This is a genomic window from Mucilaginibacter sp. A3364 (genome assembly GCF_059690715.1).
On sequence record NZ_JCAWED010000001.1, the window covers coordinates 1,921,050 to 1,939,939 of the forward strand.

Annotated in this window: 20 protein-coding genes; 10 read left to right on the top strand and 10 right to left on the bottom strand. The window is 43.9% G+C overall.

Going from position 1 to position 18,890, the window contains the following annotated elements; translation table 11 throughout:
- Positions 1 to 85 precede the first annotated feature (85 nt).
- From AC59JT_RS08630 to proS, 4 genes are all read right to left on the bottom strand, one after another.
- The gene (locus tag AC59JT_RS08630; RefSeq protein WP_497397799.1) at positions 86 to 445 is read right to left on the bottom strand and encodes a DUF5655 domain-containing protein; all 360 of its coding nucleotides are present in this window, start codon (positions 443 to 445) and stop codon (positions 86 to 88) included.
- Positions 446 to 544: 99 nt separating this feature from the next.
- Positions 545 to 1,348: a TIGR02757 family protein gene (locus AC59JT_RS08635; protein ID WP_497397801.1), complete on the bottom strand. Its 804-nt coding sequence runs from the start codon at positions 1,346 to 1,348 to the stop codon at positions 545 to 547.
- Positions 1,349 to 1,474: 126 nt separating this feature from the next.
- On the bottom strand, positions 1,475 to 2,614 hold the full coding sequence (locus tag AC59JT_RS08640) for a cystathionine gamma-synthase (RefSeq protein ID WP_497397803.1): 1,140 nt from the start codon (positions 2,612 to 2,614) through the stop codon (positions 1,475 to 1,477).
- A 155-nt stretch (positions 2,615 to 2,769) separates the two neighbouring features.
- Positions 2,770 to 4,242, bottom strand: coding sequence for a proline--tRNA ligase (proS, locus tag AC59JT_RS08645; protein WP_497397805.1), 1,473 nt, complete (start codon positions 4,240 to 4,242; stop codon positions 2,770 to 2,772).
- Positions 4,243 to 4,353: 111 nt separating this feature from the next.
- On the opposite strand from proS, the gene AC59JT_RS08650 reads away from it, so the two are divergent.
- Positions 4,354 to 5,337, top strand: coding sequence for a hypothetical protein (locus tag AC59JT_RS08650; protein ID WP_497397807.1), 984 nt, complete (start codon positions 4,354 to 4,356; stop codon positions 5,335 to 5,337).
- A gap of 15 nt (positions 5,338 to 5,352) precedes the next feature.
- Positions 5,353 to 6,825, top strand: a complete 1,473-nt coding sequence (locus AC59JT_RS08655) for an OmpP1/FadL family transporter (RefSeq protein WP_497397809.1) — start codon at positions 5,353 to 5,355, stop codon at positions 6,823 to 6,825.
- Between the two features lie 74 nt (positions 6,826 to 6,899).
- On the opposite strand, the gene AC59JT_RS08660 is transcribed toward AC59JT_RS08655, so the two are convergent.
- Positions 6,900 to 7,379, bottom strand: coding sequence for a Dps family protein (locus AC59JT_RS08660; RefSeq protein ID WP_497397811.1), 480 nt, complete (start codon positions 7,377 to 7,379; stop codon positions 6,900 to 6,902).
- 98 nt (positions 7,380 to 7,477) lie between these two features.
- Here AC59JT_RS08660 and AC59JT_RS08665 point away from each other — a divergent pair, with 98 nt between their 5' ends.
- The 3 genes from AC59JT_RS08665 to AC59JT_RS08675 are packed head-to-tail and all read left to right on the top strand — an operon-like array spanning position 7,478 to position 9,800.
- Positions 7,478 to 8,233 carry a DUF4905 domain-containing protein gene (locus tag AC59JT_RS08665; RefSeq protein WP_497397813.1) on the top strand — a complete coding sequence of 252 codons (756 nt, stop codon included), beginning with the start codon at positions 7,478 to 7,480 and terminating at the stop codon, positions 8,231 to 8,233.
- Positions 8,234 to 8,254: 21 nt separating this feature from the next.
- A complete protein-coding gene (locus tag AC59JT_RS08670) occupies positions 8,255 to 9,172 on the top strand; it encodes a DPBB and LysM peptidoglycan-binding domain-containing protein (RefSeq protein ID WP_497397815.1) in 918 nt (305 codons plus the stop codon).
- Positions 9,165 to 9,800 (top strand): uridine kinase family protein, encoded by a 636-nt coding sequence (locus AC59JT_RS08675; protein WP_497397817.1) that lies wholly within the window; start codon positions 9,165 to 9,167, stop codon positions 9,798 to 9,800. The genes AC59JT_RS08670 and AC59JT_RS08675 overlap by 8 nt, the downstream gene beginning before the upstream one ends.
- On the opposite strand, the gene AC59JT_RS08680 is transcribed toward AC59JT_RS08675, so the two are convergent.
- The gene (locus tag AC59JT_RS08680; RefSeq protein ID WP_497397818.1) at positions 9,797 to 10,456 is read right to left on the bottom strand and encodes a 3-oxoacid CoA-transferase subunit B; all 660 of its coding nucleotides are present in this window, start codon (positions 10,454 to 10,456) and stop codon (positions 9,797 to 9,799) included. The two genes, AC59JT_RS08675 and AC59JT_RS08680, sit on opposite strands and share 4 nt — an antisense overlap.
- A gap of 96 nt (positions 10,457 to 10,552) precedes the next feature.
- Positions 10,553 to 11,248 (bottom strand): CoA transferase subunit A, encoded by a 696-nt coding sequence (locus tag AC59JT_RS08685; RefSeq protein ID WP_497397820.1) that lies wholly within the window; start codon positions 11,246 to 11,248, stop codon positions 10,553 to 10,555.
- A 77-nt stretch (positions 11,249 to 11,325) separates the two neighbouring features.
- Here AC59JT_RS08685 and AC59JT_RS08690 point away from each other — a divergent pair, with 77 nt between their 5' ends.
- A complete protein-coding gene (locus AC59JT_RS08690) occupies positions 11,326 to 11,580 on the top strand; it encodes a hypothetical protein (protein ID WP_497397822.1) in 255 nt (84 codons plus the stop codon).
- Between the two features lie 112 nt (positions 11,581 to 11,692).
- Here the strand turns inward: AC59JT_RS08690 and AC59JT_RS08695 are convergent, their stop codons facing one another.
- Positions 11,693 to 14,056 (bottom strand): endonuclease MutS2, encoded by a 2,364-nt coding sequence (locus tag AC59JT_RS08695; RefSeq protein WP_497397824.1) that lies wholly within the window; start codon positions 14,054 to 14,056, stop codon positions 11,693 to 11,695.
- Positions 14,057 to 14,082: 26 nt separating this feature from the next.
- A complete protein-coding gene (locus tag AC59JT_RS08700; protein ID WP_497397826.1) occupies positions 14,083 to 14,736 on the bottom strand; it encodes a DUF4296 domain-containing protein in 654 nt (217 codons plus the stop codon).
- Between AC59JT_RS08700 and AC59JT_RS08705 the strand changes: the two genes are divergently transcribed.
- The 4 genes from AC59JT_RS08705 (at position 14,729) to AC59JT_RS08720 (ending at position 18,095) form a co-directional block, all read left to right on the top strand.
- Positions 14,729 to 15,418, top strand: coding sequence for a YggS family pyridoxal phosphate-dependent enzyme (locus AC59JT_RS08705; protein ID WP_497397828.1), 690 nt, complete (start codon positions 14,729 to 14,731; stop codon positions 15,416 to 15,418). The genes AC59JT_RS08700 and AC59JT_RS08705 overlap by 8 nt on opposite strands.
- 109 nt (positions 15,419 to 15,527) lie before the next feature.
- On the top strand, positions 15,528 to 16,001 hold the full coding sequence (locus tag AC59JT_RS08710; RefSeq protein ID WP_497397830.1) for a GNAT family N-acetyltransferase: 474 nt from the start codon (positions 15,528 to 15,530) through the stop codon (positions 15,999 to 16,001).
- A gap of 21 nt (positions 16,002 to 16,022) precedes the next feature.
- Positions 16,023 to 16,838, top strand: a complete 816-nt coding sequence (locus tag AC59JT_RS08715) for a DUF3298 and DUF4163 domain-containing protein (protein WP_497397831.1) — start codon at positions 16,023 to 16,025, stop codon at positions 16,836 to 16,838.
- Entirely contained in the window at positions 16,839 to 18,095 is a 1,257-nt protein-coding gene (locus AC59JT_RS08720; RefSeq protein WP_497397833.1) for an aspartate kinase, read from the top strand.
- Positions 18,096 to 18,164: 69 nt separating this feature from the next.
- On the opposite strand, the gene AC59JT_RS08725 is transcribed toward AC59JT_RS08720, so the two are convergent.
- Positions 18,165 to 18,857, bottom strand: coding sequence for a hypothetical protein (locus AC59JT_RS08725; RefSeq protein WP_497397835.1), 693 nt, complete (start codon positions 18,855 to 18,857; stop codon positions 18,165 to 18,167).
- Positions 18,858 to 18,890 lie beyond the last annotated feature (33 nt).

Sequence of the window (18,890 nt, forward strand, 5' to 3'; positions counted from 1 at the left end):
AAAATCAGGTTCAAATTCAATTAACAAGCTGATTACTAGGAATAAAAAATTTAGTCATTTTTAACAAAGTGGCGCACCTTTTGGCTCAGCCCAATTGATAGGCTAATTTCATAAATCCAACCACCTCCTCATTAATATCCTCGGCCTGCAACACTCTTAAATGGTGATTAAACTGGTTTTGCCCGGGCACCTGCCCTACCTTTTGAAAGCAGAGATTATCTGTATAAGCCTCCTTAAACGGAAATACCACATGTATAAAATTCTTACCCAATTGTGTTACCCAGGCAATGCGTTTATTAATGTTTGATATACCGATCATTGTTTTGGTAGCGTCGATGGTGATGGGACCTATTTTTTCAAACTCATTGATAAAATGGTAAAAAAGCGCTAACGTGTGAGGCGATTTGCCGGCGAGGAATTGGGAGATTTGTGGGTGTTGTTGCATGATTATAAACTAGGGCTGTCATGCTGAGGCACTCGAAGCATGCGGGCAAAGGCCTCTGCGCTCACCCTTCGAGTGCCTCAGGGTAACACCCTGTATTTCCTACAATATCGAAATAATTTCATTACTACCCCAACGTTCTTCTATCCCCAAACCAAACAGCGCGAAATCATACTTAACCGGATCGGTCGGGTCAAATTCGCGGAGGCGTTGAGTAAGTTCGATGGTGGTTTGCCAGTCGGTTTGTTTGCGGTGGATGAGGTTAAAGTGCCGGGCTACGCGGTCCACGTGCAGGTCGCAGGGCATAATGAGGTCGGCTGGCTTGATGCGGTTCCAGATGCCGAAGTCTACGCCGTTATTGTCTTGTCTCACCATCCAACGCAGAAACATATTCAAACGCTTACAGGTTGATTTTTGCGAAGGTGATGAAACGTGTTTTTTGGTACGATGCGGAAAATCAGGCAGTGAAAAAAAGTATGAGCGGAAATAGTTTAAATAAAACTCTACCGGCTCTACTCCTTTCGGGCACTTTTCGTTCGGCACAAACGCATCTTCCAGTGATGCGTAGTTACCGTAATGATTTCTGAAGAAAGCTATAAAATACAATGTATCAATATCATTAAAGGTGCGATGCTTAAAGCTCAATAGCTTTTTCAGGTCGATATCCTCATGATTCATGATGAAGTCATAAGGCGCGCCATCCATCAGGGCAATCAGTTCCTTACATTTTTTGATGATGGTAACCCGTTGCCCCCAAGCTAGCGTAGCCGCCCAAAAACCCATGATCTCGATATCCTGCTTTTTAGTAAACAGGTGCGGAATACTTATCGGGTCGTTAGTGATGAAGCCGGGTTGGTTGTATTGAGCTACGCGGGAATCGAGGAAAGCTTTGAGGTTTTCAATCATAATACTAGTAAATGCAAAAGAGGATGTCATGCTGAGCTCCGTCGAAGCATGTGGGCAAAGGCCTCTTCGCTCATACTTCGACGGAGCTCAGTATGACATCCAACGCGCCCGTTGTGTCTATATAAATTACGCTAACGCTTGCTTCAAATCTTCCAACAGATCATCCACATCCTCTACCCCTACGCTTAAACGCAGCAGGTTATCAACCACGCCAACTTTCTCGCGGGCTTCCTTTGGTATGGAAGCGTGCGTCATAGTAACCGGGTGATTGATCAGTGATTCTACACCACCCAATGATTCCGCCAACGCGAAAACTTTAAATGACGATGCTACTTTGAAAGTCTCCTGCAGGTCAGCACCTTTTAGGGTGATGGATATCATTCCGCCAAAATCGCGCATTTGTTGTTTGGCAATTTCGTGGTTTGGGTGGTCGGTAAAGCCGGGCCAGTATATTTTGTCAACACGTGGATGCGTTTTCAAATATTCGGCTACTTTACGACCGTTCTCGCAATGCGCCTTCATACGCAAATGCAGGGTTTTTATACCACGCAATACCAGGAAGCTATCCATTGGGCCCGGTGTGGCGCCGCAAGCATTATAAATGAAGAACAGGCGTTTATACAGATCCTCATCATTCAGCATTAAAGCGCCCATCACCACATCGCTATGGCCGCCAATGTATTTGGTTACCGAGTGCATTACAATATCAGCACCCAGATCCATCGGGTTCTGCAGGTATGGTGAAGCGAAAGTATTATCAACCACCGTTAGCAAACCTTTTTCCTTACCAATTTTAGTAACCGCTGCAATATCTACAATTTGCATGGTTGGGTTGGTAGGCGTTTCTATCCAAATAAGTTTGGTGTTAGCGTTGGTATGCTGGCGGATGATCTCAGGATCAGAAAGATCCAAAAAATGGAACTTGATGCCGTAGTTAGCAAATACTTTAGTGAAGATACGATACGAACCGCCGTACAGGTCATCACCCGTAATTACTTCATCGCCGGGCTGCAGGAGTTTCATCACCGCATCGGTAGCGCCCATGCCGCTCGAAAAAGCCAAACCAAATTGAGCGTTTTCCAAAGCCGCCAAGCAGTTCTCCAAGGCTTTACGCGTTGGGTTGGTACCGCGCGAATATTCGTAGCCTTTATGGTCACCGGGTGAAGCTTGCCAATAAGTTGAAGTTTGGTATATCGGCGTCATTACAGCGCCGGTTGTTGGATCAGGTTCTTGGCCGGCGTGGATGGCTTTGGTCGCAAATTTCATAGGATGACGTTTTAATTTACAAATTAATAAAAAGCGTCATTGCGAGGTACGAAGCAATTTCTTCATATGCAAATCAATGAGAATTATTCCCGATGACTGTCCTCTGTAGAGATTGCTTCGTACCTCGCAATGACGGCGTATAATTGAGAAAGAGCTTAGTAAGCGCGGGCGAACAACACTCTCTGCGTACTTGGCTTACCTGTCAGGATACACTTACCCTCTTCTTGCTTATTATTCAAAGGTATACAACGTATTGTAGCCTTAGTTTCATCTTTTATCTTTTGTTCGGTTTCCGGTGTGCCATCCCAGTGTGCGGCAAGGAAACCCGGCTTTTCGTCCAACAGGCGTTTAAAGTCTTCGTAAGTATCCACCTCTGTGGTGTTTTCCGTACGGAAGTTGGCTGCTTTAGTGTAAATATTGGTTTGAATTTCTTCTAACAATGCTTCTATCGTTGCGGCTAAACCTTCCTGTGCTACGGTTTCTTTGGTTTTGGTATCTCTACGAGCTAACTCAACGGTTCCATTCTGCATATCGCGACTACCAATGGCAACACGTACCGGTACACCTTTCAACTCGTACTCAGCAAATTTAGCTCCCGGGCGGTGGGTATCGCGGTTATCAAATTTGATGGAGATACCTTTGGCTACCAGTTCTTTCTTTAAACCGTTTACATAGTTGGTGATGTTCTCCAACTCTTCATCGTGCTTGTAAATAGGCACAACAACAACCTGTATTGGCGCCAATTTTGGCGGCAATACCAAACCCGCATCGTCAGAATGCGCCATGATCAGGGCTCCGATCAAACGGGTTGATACACCCCATGAGGTGGCCCAAACGTAATCCAGCTTATTTTCTTTATTGGTGAATTTCACATCGAAAGCCTTTGCGAAGTTCTGTCCCAAAAAGTGCGATGTGCCAGCCTGCAATGCCTTACCATCCTGCATTAAAGCTTCAATACAATAGGTATCCAAAGCACCGGCAAAACGCTCGTTAGGGGTTTTGCGGCCTTTTACTACCGGCAGGGCTAAAAAGTTTTCTACAAAATCTGCATAAACCTCCAGCATTTGTTCTGTTTCTGCTACAGCTTCTTCAGCTGTGGCGTGTGCCGTGTGGCCCTCCTGCCATAAAAATTCGCTGGTGCGTAAAAATAAACGGGTACGCATTTCCCAGCGCATTACGTTGGCCCACTGGTTAACCAAAATCGGCAGGTCGCGGTATGACTGTATCCAGCCACGGTAAGTGTTCCAGATGATAGTTTCTGAAGTTGGGCGGATGATCAGTTCTTCTTCCAGTTTAGCTTCTTCGTCCACAATAATATTGCCTTCGCCATCATTTTTTAAGCGGTAGTGAGTTACAACCGCGCACTCTTTAGCAAAGCCTTCTACGTGGCTTGCCTCTTTAGAAAAAAATGATTTAGGGATAAGCAGCGGGAAGTAGGCATTGCTATGGCCGGTGTCTTTAAACATTTTATCCAGCACGCCCTGCATTTTTTCCCATATGGAATAACCATAGGGCTTAATGATCATACAACCTCTTACCGGCGAGTATTCGGCCATATCGGCTTTGATCACCAGGTCGTTATACCATTGCGAATAATCCTCTTCTTTGCTTACAACACCTTTGCTCATATAATGTGGAATAGATTTTGACTGTTTAATTACTAATATTTGTGGCCAAATTTATAAATTTATACGTTATTCAATGTAACGTACGTTTGAATAAAGTTTAATACCTATATTATGAAAACAAACCTTTTAAAAGGTATCGTTTTGATCAGTGTTATTACAGCATTGAATTCCTGTTCTTCTACCCAAAAAATAGCCTCATCGGATGTTTTAAGCGACGATGATGTGTACTATACTAAGGCCAAAGCGGGCGATGTGATTAATTATGCTGATGCCGGATACCAGCAGCAACAAAATGAATACGATAATTATGCGGATGAGTATTACTATTATGGTGATTATGCTTCGCGTATAAACCGTTTTGGTTACTTCTCGCCATTTAACTACGGCTACAATTTTAACTATGGCTGGGGGTATTCGCCTTACAGCCGGTTTAGCATGGGCATAGGCATGGGCTTCGGCGGTCGTTGGTATTCGCCTTGGGGATATGGCTACCGTTCGTTATACTCGCCTTATTATGGTGGCTTTGGTTCGCCATGGGGCTATGGCGGCTGGGGTAGCCCGTGGGGATATGGTGGTGGCGGCTATTATGCCGGCTTAGGCTTTGGCTACGGTGGCTGGTATGGTTCACCGTGGTATGATGGATTTTATGATCCGTTTTATGCAGGCTTTGGTTACGGCCCTTACGGTGGGTTTGGCCCTTGGGGTTATGGATATGGTTACGGCGGTTATGGTGGCTGGGGCTACGGTGGCGGTTTTTATGGCGGCGGCTGGGGAAACACCGGCTTTGGCTACGGAAACTTTGCCCGACAAAGACCGCGCCCCGGTTATGCTAACGGACAACCCGGCCGGCCGGGCTACAGCAATGGTGCGGCAAATAGCAGCCCGGGCAGAAGGCCAAACAGCACTAACGGTAACACACAAACCAACACTACGCAAAGTAGCCGTGCGGTACGCCCGGTACGTGACGATGCACCGGTAAGGCCTGTTATTCAAACACAGTCAACGCAGAGCAGTAGTTCGTCAAGTTCAAGCGGCGGCGGTGGTGGCAGCAGTAGTAGTTCAGGTGGTGGTGGCGGTCGCCCGGTTAGGCCGTAATTTGATTTTAAACCTATGAGACTAAAATATATATTAAGTTTATTGGCTATAGTAGCCATAAGCAAAAGCAGCTTTGCGCAATATGCTAATGACGCGGTTAAGTTTTCGCTCGGGCAGCCGGGTTCAACATCGCGTATGAAAGCTATAGGTAACGCGGGAACGGCTGTTGGGGGCGATATCAGCTCCATTAGCATTAATCCCGCCGGTTTGGGCTTTTTTACCAAATCAGAATTTAGCCTAACGCCCGAATATATTAGCAACAAGCGCAACAGCAATTATTTCGGCACGCAAAGCAGTAACAATAAAAACAATGGCAACCTGGCCAACGCGGGTATTGTTTTTTACACCCGTTTAAACACCCCAAGCGGCCAAAATAAAGAGCAGGGATGGTTAAGCCTGAACTTTGGAGCAGGCTACAGCCACACCAGCGATTATAATGAAACTATACGCTTTAACGGTACCAATACAAAAAACTCCATTAATGATTATTACGCGAGTTTAGCCAACAGCGGCGGCATTGATTACGGTTTACCCGGTTGGGCGTATGATCATAACCTGATCGACTTATACAATACTGCCAACCCAACTTACCGCAGTAATTCATTGCCCAATGTTGCGCAAGCGAACAATATTACCCGCACAGGTGGCCAGTCGGAAATTAATATTTCATTAGGTGCTAATTATAGCAACAAGCTATACTTAGGTTTCGCCGTTGGTATCACCGACCTGGAGTATAAGTCAACCAACCAATTTAATGAAACAGGCTCGGCTTCTATACAGGAAGGCACGCCTGCCGTTCCCGTTACACGCACTTATAACTCTACTTACTCACAGTATCAAACCAGCAAAGGTTCGGGTATCAACCTTAAACTGGGGGTTATTTATAAACTGGCGGAGAGTTTCCGCGTGGGTGCAACGTTCACTTCGCCTACGTTTGTATCAATTGATGATGTTTATTCTGAACAGTTAAACACCAGCTTAAGCAGCGGTTCCAAGTATAATGACGGGCCGGAGGATTACCCTCTCTCATACAGCATGCGCACGCCTTATAAAGCTGCCGCGGGCCTATCCTATTTTATCGGCAAATACGGCTTTATTACCGGCGATGTTGAGTTTGTTGATTACAGCACCACGCGTATCAGCAAATCCGATGCTTTTGATCCTACTTTTGATAACAATCAAATTAAAGCTAACTACAAATCGGTTATCAATACCCGCGTAGGTGCCGAGATCAGGCCGATAGCGCCATTGGCTTTGCGTGCCGGATATGGCGTACTGGAGAGCCCGGCAAAAACCGGTCAGTCATCTACCAAAATTGCCAGTGGCGGTTTAGGTTACAGGATAAGAAATTACTATATCGATGCTACCTATCAGCACACAACGGGCAACTATAATATAACACCATACACGGTTGATACCAATACACCATTGGCATTGGTTAGCAAAAGCAATAACAACTTCTTTCTAACCTTAGGCTTCAGGTATTAAAATATCAATATAGCCAAACAAAAAAAGCCCCGCCAATTTATTTGACGGGGCTTTTTTGTTTACGATGGATACTGTTAGTCTTCGTTAACAAACGAGCGCAGCATCCAGGTGTTTTTCTCTTTAAACTGCATAAAACGGTTCACCATATCGTTGGTGCCATCGTCGCCGGCATCGGCGGTAATGTCTAATATTTCGCGCTCCATTTTTATCAGCTGAGCCATATCCTCAATTATAGCTTTCACCATGGCGGTATCTTTCATACCAATGGTATTAATTTCTTTAAGGGTTGATGTTTTTATATAGTCGGCAAAGGTGCTGTATGGCGGTTTGCCCAGGGTTAGTATTCTTTCGGCCAATTCGTCAATGGTTAATATTGCAGCGTTATATAACTCTTCAAATTTAACGTGCAGCGTAAAAAAGCTGGTCCCTTTAACGTTCCAATGGCAGCCGCGTAGTTTTTGATAGTGGATGTGATAGTTGGCTAATAGGTCGTTTAAATGATCAACAACCGGTTTTACGTCGCCTTCTTTCAGGCTTATTTCTTTAGCGTTCATATGATATAGATTTTGATTTGTTTGGTTAACAGATTTTACAATCGTTTGTTTAGTAAAATTAGGGTTGTTTTTAATATAAATAGCATCTTTGCACACTTATGACGATGCTGTTACCCTACGTACAAAAACAAGCTGACGGACTGATATGGCGCCTGGAAATTGACGCCCTTACCGACACTATTTTTGTGGAGGAACGTAGCGAAGCTGATAAAAAAGTTTCCTTTAGCAGCATCAACCTAAAAACCAGTGAACTATACTTCACCGGCCTTGAAACACCCGAACGCTGGCTAACCGGCATGGAAGGCGCTTATGACGGCATTTTACTACTACATCACTATCAATCAGAGAAAAGCCCGGCGCATAAAGCTGTCATCGCCATAAATAATACTGGCGAAACCGTATGGAGTAACTACACCTACGCGTTTGATCATATGAGCCAAAACGGGCCCGTTTTATACAACAGCCAGATACAACCACGTAAATTATTTTTGGCTGATATACACACCGGTGCTAACCTGCGTAATTATGAACCGGGTATTGATAACGAACTGATAAATAGCACTGCATGGCCGGAGCCTGCACCTGCCGATATTGTAAAAAACAAGCCGGATATTGAGCCCCACGGAAACATTGTACATTACCTCGATCACAATAATTTCAGAATTGTATCTTTGCACACCCATACCGGCGGGCAGTTGAAACAACACCTGTATGTATGGCATGAGGAGGAATTGGTTTACGAAGATTTATTGGCCACCGATATACAAAAAATGCAGCCTGAGTCGTTTATGCTGTATAAAAACCGGCTGATCTTCATTAAAAACAAATCTGAATTAAAGGTTATAAACCTGTAATTAACTGAATAAGAATTTATTATGAAATTTAAAGTTTTATTATTCACCCCTATACTTTTGCTATCTGCCACTGCCTTCGCTAATCCGTTAGTTGATTCGGTTGGTGTAGAGAACCAGGATGGCAAAAAAGTTATCCTTCATAAAATTGATCCTAAAGAGACCTATTATTCTTTGGGCCGCAAATACGGTGTAGCACCAAAAACAATTATTCAATACAACAGTAACGCGCCAATGAAAATTGGAGCTACCATTAAAGTACCTACCAACAGGCCTTTTGTTGAATCATCAAAGCCTGATGCTACGGTTAGCTATAAACCTGTAGTACAGCAACCTGTTGTAGCAACTCCGGCCCCGGTACAAAAACCGGCCGAAACGCCTGCTACAGCCAGTGCAGACATCACCCAATACAAAGTATCCGCCGGCGAAACTTTATTCTCTATCGCTAAGCGTTTTAATACTACGGTTGATGATATTACCAAGCTTAACAACTTAACATCTACTACCCTTTCGTATGGCCAGGTATTAAAGATCAAATCAGGTTCGGCAGATGTGCCACCCCCGGTTGTTGATCGTCCGGTTGCTAAACGCGATACCACTTATGTTAGTCCGCAGGATAGCGCGAATGCCGTAAAGTTTGGCACTAACCGTTTTGGTTTGTTCGAGAAAAGCGAAAAAGGTATTGCCACCTGGGTTGATGATGCAAGTTTAGATCCGAACAAAAAACTGGCTTTGCACCGCACTGCCCCTAATGGCACCATTATAAAAATTACCAACCCTATGACCGGCAGAACCACATTTGCCAAGGTTGTTGGCCGTATAATGGATAACGAAAGCACTAAAGATGCTATAATTGTAGTTACTAAAAATGTTGCCAGCTCAATTGGCGGCCTTGATAAACGCATACACGTAAACATTAGCTACGGTACTCCGAATGAGTAAACCTTATATTATTGGTATTGCCGGTGGCAGCGGCTCGGGCAAAACATTCTTCCTGAATCGTTTTTTGGATCACTTTACAGCTGATGAGGCTTGTTTGGTATCGCAGGATGATTATTATTTCCCGGTGGCGCATAATATGACGCCCGAGGAAAACAAGTTGTATAATTTTGACCTCCCATCTACCATAGATAACCAACAATTTGAAAGCGATATTTTTAAATTGATCAACGGCGAGGTTATCTACAAAAAAGAATACACTTTTAACAACCCCAATATCGAGCCTAAAATGCTGGAGATAAAACCGGCACCTATCCTTATTGTAGAAGGCTTATTTATATTTCACTTTAAGGCAATTGACGAGATCCTGGATATGCGCATATTCCTGGAGGCCGACGGAGATATCGCCCTGCAACGCCGCTTAAAACGCGATCTGAGAGAACGCGGCTACTCCAACGAGGATGTGTTATACAAGTGGGAACACCACGTAGTACCTGCCTATAACGAGTTCTTGCTTCCTTACAGGGATGAGTGCCATAAAATCATCACCAATAACACGCATACCGCAGATCATATACAGGCTGTTACTGATGAAATATCAAAAGAGTTAAGGGAAAAGTTGTTAAGTTAATCCAGTTTCATTTCCGGTATTTCACCTTCAATAATCAAGTTCCCGGCCGTAGCATTTTTTATTTCCTCAACAGATATTCCCGGCGCGCGTTCCAATAGTTTGAATCCGCCTTCGGGCAGTACATCAAGCACCGCTAATTCGGTTACTATTTTTTTAACGCAGTTGATGCCGGTTAGGGGCAAAGTGCAGTGAGGTAACAGTTTTGATTCGCCGGCTTTGTTAACGTGTTGCATGGCTACGATGATGTTTTCGGCAGATGCCACAAGGTCCATAGCGCCACCCATGCCTTTTACCATTTTACCGGGGATCTTCCAGTTGGCGATATCGCCGTTTTCAGATACTTCCATAGCACCCAAAATCGTAAGGTTAACTTTCCGTGCCCGTATCATCCCAAAACTCATTGCCGAGTCAAATATAGCCGAGCCGGGTAGCATGGTGATGGTTTGCTTACCGGCGTTGATCACATCGGCGTCTTCTTCTCCCTCAAACGGAAATGGGCCCATACCAAGCAAGCCATTTTCGGATTGTAGGACAACATCCATGTGTACGGGGATATAATTGGCTACCAAAGTTGGGATACCAATGCCTAGGTTAACGTAATAACCGTCTTTTATTTCCTTGGCGATGCGTTTAGCTATTCCTGTTTTATCAAGCATGTTATTCTGATTTCTCATCGCAAGGAGGAACGACGAAGCAATCTCCGCTTTGCAAATCGGGGATTGCGACGCTACGCTCGCAATGACGTGTGTTATTTATTTAGTCCTTACAGTACGCTGCTCAATCCTTTTTTCATAATTGATTCCCTGAAAGATTCGATGAACATATATTCCCGGTGTATGTACCTGATCAGGGTCCAATTCCCCAGGTTCTACTAGCTCTTCCACCTCAGCAATAGTAACTTTACCGGCCATGGCCATTACATGGTTAAAGTTACGCGCGGTGGCGCGATAGACGAGATTGCCCATGATATCCCCTTTCCAGGCTTTTACAATGGCGAAGTCAGCATCAAAGGCAAGTTCCATCAGGTAATCTTTCCCATTAAAATTGCGGATCTCTTTGCCTTCGGCTACTTCGGTACCGACACCCACCGGGGTAAATATGGCGGGCATGCCATAGCCGGCGGCCATGGCACGGGTTGCAAGGGTGCCTTGTGGTATAAGCTCAACTTCCAACTCGCCACTTAGTAATTGGCGTTCAAATTCGGCGTTCTCCCCAACGTAGGATGCGATCATTTTTTTAACCTGTCGCTGTTTCAACATAAGTCCTATGCCAAAATCATCTACCCCCGCATTGTTGGATATACAGGTCAGGTCCTTCACTCCTTTTTTTACCAGAGCGGTAATGGAATTCTCGGGCAAGCCGCATAAACCAAATCCGCCCAAAAGCAGCGTGGCACCATCCTGTATATCCTGAATGGCCTCATCGGCATTATCAAATACTTTGTTCATAGGTTTACAATTGGTACTTAAAGTTAAAACAAATACATGGTACCTGCATTATACTATATAACCAACTAAACAGAATTATGTTGCACAACGATAACGAAGATACCAAACCTGTAAGAGAGGGCCAGCCCATGGGCGGCCAGAATTTTGGCGAGAATAATGTTACCCATGCGGGCGACGATAAAAATAACCCATCTCAAAACGCGGGTTATAAAAATGAGTATTTCCGCCGCACAGAGCCGTCGGAAGAACATCCGGAGAATAGCAATTTTACGCCGGATGGTGATAATAAAACGGAGGAAGGTACGGTGGATAAGGATGGACAGGCCGAATAATTAATTTATGTCGTTGCGAGCGAAGCGTGGCAATCTCCGTGGATAGGTTTGCGTGCGACCGGTCCGCGGAGATTGCTTCGTCGTTCCTCCTCGCAATGACAAAAAAGGCCTGCTACTTCAAATAAACATAAGTAATCCCATCCCCGCCTCTATCAGCGTGCTCATCCTCCATACGGTCAACCTGATCGTATTTTTTGAGGTACTGGCGGATCATTTTTCGGAGAATACCATCGCCTTTACCGTGTAGTATTTTCAAGCTGCCGAAACCCATCATCACCGCCCTGTCCAGCAAACGTTCTATAGCCGCTAAAGCATCTTCGGTACGCATGCCACGCACGTCAATCTCTGGACTAAAACTGGCTACATCGCCCGTATTGCTGGTCATCGCCCGTCTAACCTGTTTAGGTATGGTTGATTTGGCAACCTTCTGCACACGCTTTTTCTTAGCTACCGTACGCAGATCGCCAATGGCTATGATCACGTTCTCTTTTACAATCTCCAACACCTGTCCGCTGGTTTCCGAATCAACTAACTTCACCCAATCGCCTACCTTGATCTCTTCATCCTCCGTAGTCTTAGGTTTAGCAACTTCCGGTTTCGCCTGATTTTTCTGCAGTTCGCGACTTAAGTTCTCGCGCAGATCGCGGGTTTTTTCCTTATCGGCGTTGTTGCTTTTTATTTCGGCAATGGTGTTTTCAACCAGTTTATTGGCGTTCAGGATAATGTTTTTGGCTTCATCTTTTGCTTCGCGGATGAGGTTTTTCTTATTCTCATCGTAAAACGCTTTCAGCTTTTCGTTTTCGGCCAATAAAATATTAACGTGTTTTTGCTGGCGTTCCAGTTTTACGCGGGTATCCAGTATTTCTTTTTTCTCGCGCTCTAATCCTACCAATAAACTATCAACACTGGTTTGGCCGGCGCTTATTTTGTTTTTGGCCAAGTTAAGAACATCCTTAGGCAAGCCTATTTTCTGGGCTATCTCAAAAGCGTATGAACTGCCTGGTTTACCTACTTCCAATATATAAAGCGGTTTCATCTCCACGTTATTAAACAGCATGGAAGCGTTCTCAATACCCTCGGTATTACCGGCAAATATTTTAAGGTTGGAGTAGTGTGTGGTTACCATGCCACGCACCTTTTTGTGGTTTAATGATTCGAGCACAGCCTCGGCTATCGGTCCGCCAAATTGCGGATCGGTGCCTGTACCAAACTCATCAATCAGTATCAGTGATTTAACATTAGCCTGCTCCACAAAAGTTTTCATTTTGGATAGGTGCGCGCTGTAGGTACTTAAATCACTTTCTATCGACTGGTCATCACCAATATCTACAAAAAACTGTTTGAATACGCCGGTTACGCTGGTATCATCAGCCGGTATCAGCAATCCTGCCTGTACCATGATCTGTAACAAACCCACCGTTTTCATACAAACCGATTTACCGCCCGCGTTAGGGCCCGAAACCACGACTATGCGTGTACCATCGTCAACAGTGACATTTAAGGGCACTACCGTTTTCTGTTCCCTCTTAAAATTCAAAAACAGTAGCGGGTGCCGCGCATTTACTAACTTAAGCTTAGCGTCATTAACCACCTGTGGCATCTGCCCTTCAATATCAATAGCAAACAAAGCCTTGGCGCGTACAAAGTCCAACTTGGTAAGCAATCCATGATACGAAAGCAATAAGGGCACATAGGGCCTTAATTCATCCGTAAGCGTGGTGAGTATTTTAATGATCTCGCGTCGTCGTTCAAATTCCAGGTCGCGTATTTTATTATTGAGCGTAAAAACCTCTTCAGGCTCCAGGTACACGGTTTGGCCCGAGGCTGATTCGTCATGAATATAACCTTTAACCTTGCGTTTATTCTCGGCCAGCAAAGGTATACACAAGCGGCCATCGCGCACGGTTAATGAACCATCGGCCGTCCAGTTATTGGCCGAAGCGCTTTTAAATATCTGGTCTATTTTTTTACGGGCATCCTGCTCAGCCTTAGCTATTCCCGAAGTAATTTCGGCCAGCTCGCGCGAAGCGTTTGGTTTTATTTTTCCTTTAGGATCAATTACCTGTTCTATTTTTTTGATGATCGCTTTCTCTATCGGCAAGTGCTCAAACAGCGCTTCCAGGTTTGGATATTGGCCCTCCCGCTCATTAAAATAAGCGATGACGGCAAACACGGTGGTAAGCGAGCTCAGTACCTGGAAAAACTCTTCTTCGGTTAAAAAAGCACCTTCCAGCTTAGCTTTATTTGCCAGTGATTTGATATCAAAAAAATGATGTATCGGCAGCGCCGCATCATTTTGCAGGATGTTTTTAAACTCGTTAGCCTGGTTTAAAAACTTGCTTATCAGGTCAAAATTACTCATCACCTGTATCTTGTCAACCATTTGCTGACCCATGATACTCAGGCAATGCGCCTTTATTAATTCCTTTACCTCGGTAAAACCCAGCTTATCAATACTATTATTGGGGTAAAGCATTTTATATTCTAGTTCTGTTATAATTATTAATATTTTTTTGCTGAACGCGATTTAATAACGCGGTTGATAGAATCGCGCTGGCGCCTGGCTTTTTGCTGTGCAGCCTCTAAAGTGGCGCGTTGCTGTTCCTCCACCTGCTCTTTGGTTATCTGATCCTGCTGCCGGCGTTCGTTCTCCTGTCTAATCAACTCCAGGCGGTCGCGGTCGCGTTTTTCTTTTTCTTGCTTACCTTTTTCAAGGTCTTTATTTTGTTTTTGTAAACGCTCCAGTTCTTTCTGTGCTACCGCATTTTGCAGGTTGTTAACCGAGTCGGTTCTTTTCTGAATAATATTACCAACCTCGCCATAAACCTTTAACATTTTCTCGTTATCAAGGCTGTAAAAGCGTATTGTTTTTTTAAACGTGGCTGAGTCGGTATGGTATTGCTTAAACAGGTACATATACTTGCCGGTGCCGTGTTTGTACAGGCTATCGGGGCCTACCTCGTTTATTAAACTGCCATCAATTATGTGTATATCAGCCAATAAGCGTATCAAAACATCCTCGGGCAATAAACCCTTTGGTTCTGGTTTACTTTTGCAAGCGGTTAAAAAAACTAAAGCTGAAAAAAACAAGATATAATGTTTGCGCATTCTGTAATTTAGCGGTTTAATTAAGCAAAAATACCAATAAATGAGCATTGCAGATAATATCAAAAGCTTAAAAAACGAAACAGCGGCACAAAAGGTGACTTTGGTAGCCGTATCAAAAACTAAAACAGCGGCTGATATACAGGAGGCATACGATGCAGGGCAGCGCATATTTGGCGAGAATATGGTACAGGAACTGGTAGATAAACGCGAACAATTACCCGCTGATATTGAATGGCACCTGATAGGCCACCTGCAAAGCAATAAGGTGAAATACATTGCCCCTTTTATAAGCATGATACAGGCGGTTGACAGCCTGAAACTATTGCAGGAAATAAACAAACACGCCGAAAAGAACAACCGTGTTATTGACGTGTTACTACAGATATATATTGCCGACGAAGAAACCAAATTTGGTTTAGGCTTTGATGAAGCGATAGAACTGTTACGCGCCGAAGAATATCCAACACTAAAAAACATCCGCATACGCGGCCTGATGGGTATTGCTACCAACACTGATAAAGAGAAGCAGCTACGCGATGAGTTTCATGAATTGAAAACCTTTTTTGAAGGTATTAAAATAAGTTTCTTCCGTAAGGAAAGCAGCTTTGATACCTTATCCATGGGTATGTCATCAGACTATGAACTGGCCATTGAACAAGGCAGTAATATGATACGCGTAGGCAGCACCATTTTTGGCAACCGGGTGATAAAACATTGGAAGAATAATTAGAAAGATTTCGATTTTTTCGCAGTTGTTTGTTCTACTAAGGTGCTCAAGAGGGCTCTGCCGTTTCGGATGTTCAATTTCGAATTTGATTTGCATAAACAAAAGAAACTTCATGACTGATAATTTGATAAATGTTAACCTCCGCGTAGCGGAAAAAGAAGATTGTGTACGCCTGCTGGAACTGGTGAACGAACTTGCCCTTTATGAAAAAGCGCCGCAGGAAGTAACCGTTACTTTGCAGGAGTTTGAAGATGCCGGCTTTGGCCCTAACCCGGTTTGGAAGGCTTTTGTGGCTCAGGTTGATGGGCTGATTGTTGGCTTCGCGCTGTATTACACCCGTTTTTCAACCTGGAAAGGCTGTCGCATGTACCTGGAAGATTTTATCGTAACCGAAACTATGCGCGGAAAAGGCATCGGCAAACTATTGTTTGAGCAGATACTGTTAGAAGCCAAAGAAAAAGGCTACAGCGGCGTTGTATGGCAGGTGCTTGACTGGAACGAACCGGCCATCAATTTTTACAATAAATATGGCGCTCATTTGGATGCAGGCTGGTTAAACGCGTCGTTATCCAAAGAGCAATTATAGTTATACTACATCATCTACCACATGAAAAAACAGATAACACTGATAGGCATAGCAACCTTATTGTTGGCTAGTTGCCAATGGGATTCGCCGGTAAAAAAGCAAACGCCCGATGTTAATACCGATACGTTAACATTTAAGTATGACACGCTAAAAAAACGTGCTTCAGACTGTGGTGATAAGCCTGATAGCGCATGTACAGTTGCCAATGTGATCTATCCTGTTTTTGAGAAAGATCCGGTGTTGAACCGTACACTTAATGTAAGGCTGATCTCACTATTCGGACTTGACAATCCAGACAGGAAACCGGCGACGCAAATACAACAATTGGTTGACGAGTTTATCACCAATTACGAAAGCGACAAAAAAAACGGTAATGCATACGGACGTTTTTATACCCTTGATCAAACAGCTAAAGTGATACGGCAGGATTCAAGTCTCACCACACTACAGCTGGATGGTTACAACTACGTGGGTGGTGCGCATGGTGCCAGTGTTACTTCGTTTATTAATTGGAATATCAAAAGCCATAAAGAGGTTTCATTGAGCAATATATTAAACGATAATTACGAAACTAAGCTAAATGCTGTAGCTGATACTATTTTCTGCCAGCAGGAAAAGCTGGCTATGAATGCATCGCTTAAGGATAATTATTTTTTTAAAAATGATAAATTCGCGCTGCCGCAAAACTTTTTAATAACGCCGGTTGGGTTAAAATTTCTGTACAACCAATACGAGATCAAACCCTATGCAGCCGGACAAACCGAACTGAATATCCCTTACTCAAAAATTAAAACACTACTGCGACCAAACACCGTGGTAACTCAATACTTAAAATAAATGCTTGTTTTTAAATTCGGAGGCGCATCGGTTAAGGATGCGGCAGGTGTAAGAAACCTGGCTAATGTGGTGGCTAAGTATAGTGGCGAACAATTGCTTATCGTGGTTTCGGCTATGGGTAAAACTACCAACGCGCTTGAAAAACTAACCCGGGCTTACGCCGACCAAACCGATGACCTTCACCAGGTATACGACGAGATCAAACAATATCACTACGGCATTATAACCGAACTATTTGACGAGGGCGACCCGGTATTTGACGATGTATCAAATACTTTTGTAGAGATAGACTGGATGATTGAAGATGAACCGCATGACGACTACGACTTCATTTATGACCAGATCGTATCCGTAGGCGAATTAGTTTCAACCCGTATCGTATCGGCTTACCTCAACAAAGCTGGTTTAAAAAGCCAATGGCTTGATGTACGCGGTTATATCCACACCGATAATACCTACCGCGAAGGAACCGTACTATGGGATAAAACCCGCGAGAGCATCGGCGAAGAAATACCTGCATTGTTACAAAAAAGTATTGTGGTTACACAAGGATTTCTGGGTGGTACATCAGAGAATTTTACTACTACTCTGGGTCGTGAAGGATCAGACTATACCGCGTCTATATTTGCTTCAAGCCTGAATGCTGAATCAGTAACCACATGGAAGGACGTACCCGGCGTATTAAACGCCGATCCCAAGCATTTTGACGATACTGTGAAGTTTGATGAACTTACTTATAGCGAGGCTATCGAAATGACCTATTACGGCGCTACGGTTATTCACCCCAAAACTATCAAGCCCTTGCAAAACGCTAAGATACCGTTACTGGTAAAATCGTTTGTTGATCCCGACGCACCGGGAACGTTGATCAAAGAAACAGCGTCTACCGTATTCGAGAAACCGGTGATCATTTTAAAGCAAAACCAGGTATTGGTATCCATAGCTACTAAGGACTACTCATTTGTAACTGAAGATCATCTGAGTGATATATTTGGCATATTCGCCGCAAATCATATTAAGGTTAACACTATGCAAACATCGGCGCTTAGCTTTAGCGTTTGCTTTGATCATAAAGAGGATAACCTGGAGAGGCTATTGACGGCCCTTAATACTGAATATAAACCTAAGTATAACACAGGCCTTACCTTAATTACAACAAGGCATTACACACGCACTACCATAGCCGAACTTACAGAAGGTAAAACCGTGTTATTGGAGCAGGTAAGCCGTAATACAGCGCAATTGGTGGTCAAGTAATCACTATCGAAACAATAAACAAAAAAAGCCGCCGGATAATCCGGCGGCTTTTTTATCTATCGAGATTCATTATATCCCTGATTTTACAGCCCTGTACGGCTTCTCGGGGTCCTGTATGCTATACATAGTCAATATACTATCCTTTAGCGTCATATAATCACCAGCTTTTGATATCACCATTTTCTGCAAACCGTTATGAGTGACTACCAACGGTTGGGTAGCTGAGACTACTTTGCCTGTGGTATCCAATTCTAAAATATAGTACTGGCCCTCGCGCTTATCATCATAGATAATACTTACAGTTTGAGTGTTGTCATCAATAAATTTACCTACCATCTGTTTACCGCGCATCTCTGTTGGGTCAAGTGCTAATATTCTTTTGGCCTGTTCGGGTGTGAAACCTACAAACTCGAAACTTAAAAAATTATTATCGTCGTCCGTAACCGTGTCTTTAGGAGTCACCATACCAGGTTTAGGATAAGTGGCCATAGCATATACGCTTATACCGCCGCTATTGTTGTAATCGTTACCGGGCAGTATAAAATCAACCTGTATCGATTCATAATGCGAGCTATCTTCTTTTATCCGCGCCGCGATATCAACCATCTGGCGCTTGCTTAGGCGGTTTTTGATCATTACACCCATAGTAACACCTACTTTGGTTTTAATTACTTTGCCAATAGTGAAGGGCGCGGTAGGTTTGTTGGATTTGCAGGCAGCCAGTACGATAGCACAGCTAAAAATTACAAGTAGTTTTTTCATAACATAACACCTCTTTATGTACAGAGGCTATCG

Excerpts from the sequence above, each read along its gene's own strand:
- AC59JT_RS08720 (WP_497397833.1), top strand. The coding sequence starts at position 16,839 with ATGCTTGTTTTTAAATTCGGAGGCGCATCGGTTAAGGATGCGGCAGGT.
- AC59JT_RS08640 (WP_497397803.1), bottom strand. The coding sequence starts at position 2,614 with ATGAAATTTGCGACCAAAGCCATCCACGCCGGCCAAGAACCTGATCCA.
- AC59JT_RS08690 (WP_497397822.1), top strand. The coding sequence starts at position 11,326 with ATGTTGCACAACGATAACGAAGATACCAAACCTGTAAGAGAGGGCCAG.
- AC59JT_RS08660 (WP_497397811.1), bottom strand. The coding sequence starts at position 7,379 with ATGAACGCTAAAGAAATAAGCCTGAAAGAAGGCGACGTAAAACCGGTT.
- AC59JT_RS08650 (WP_497397807.1), top strand. The coding sequence starts at position 4,354 with ATGAAAACAAACCTTTTAAAAGGTATCGTTTTGATCAGTGTTATTACA.
- AC59JT_RS08680 (WP_497397818.1), bottom strand. The coding sequence starts at position 10,456 with ATGCTTGATAAAACAGGAATAGCTAAACGCATCGCCAAGGAAATAAAA.
- AC59JT_RS08655 (WP_497397809.1), top strand. The coding sequence starts at position 5,353 with ATGAGACTAAAATATATATTAAGTTTATTGGCTATAGTAGCCATAAGC.
- AC59JT_RS08635 (WP_497397801.1), bottom strand. The coding sequence starts at position 1,348 with ATGATTGAAAACCTCAAAGCTTTCCTCGATTCCCGCGTAGCTCAATAC.
- proS (WP_497397805.1), bottom strand. The coding sequence starts at position 4,242 with ATGAGCAAAGGTGTTGTAAGCAAAGAAGAGGATTATTCGCAATGGTAT.
- AC59JT_RS08705 (WP_497397828.1), top strand. The coding sequence starts at position 14,729 with ATGAGCATTGCAGATAATATCAAAAGCTTAAAAAACGAAACAGCGGCA.
- AC59JT_RS08700 (WP_497397826.1), bottom strand. The coding sequence starts at position 14,736 with ATGCTCATTTATTGGTATTTTTGCTTAATTAAACCGCTAAATTACAGA.
- AC59JT_RS08710 (WP_497397830.1), top strand. The coding sequence starts at position 15,528 with ATGACTGATAATTTGATAAATGTTAACCTCCGCGTAGCGGAAAAAGAA.
- AC59JT_RS08675 (WP_497397817.1), top strand. The coding sequence starts at position 9,165 with ATGAGTAAACCTTATATTATTGGTATTGCCGGTGGCAGCGGCTCGGGC.
- AC59JT_RS08685 (WP_497397820.1), bottom strand. The coding sequence starts at position 11,248 with ATGAACAAAGTATTTGATAATGCCGATGAGGCCATTCAGGATATACAG.
- AC59JT_RS08665 (WP_497397813.1), top strand. The coding sequence starts at position 7,478 with ATGACGATGCTGTTACCCTACGTACAAAAACAAGCTGACGGACTGATA.
- AC59JT_RS08670 (WP_497397815.1), top strand. The coding sequence starts at position 8,255 with ATGAAATTTAAAGTTTTATTATTCACCCCTATACTTTTGCTATCTGCC.
- AC59JT_RS08695 (WP_497397824.1), bottom strand. The coding sequence starts at position 14,056 with ATGCTTTACCCCAATAATAGTATTGATAAGCTGGGTTTTACCGAGGTA.
- AC59JT_RS08725 (WP_497397835.1), bottom strand. The coding sequence starts at position 18,857 with ATGAAAAAACTACTTGTAATTTTTAGCTGTGCTATCGTACTGGCTGCC.
- AC59JT_RS08630 (WP_497397799.1), bottom strand. The coding sequence starts at position 445 with ATGCAACAACACCCACAAATCTCCCAATTCCTCGCCGGCAAATCGCCT.
- AC59JT_RS08715 (WP_497397831.1), top strand. The coding sequence starts at position 16,023 with ATGAAAAAACAGATAACACTGATAGGCATAGCAACCTTATTGTTGGCT.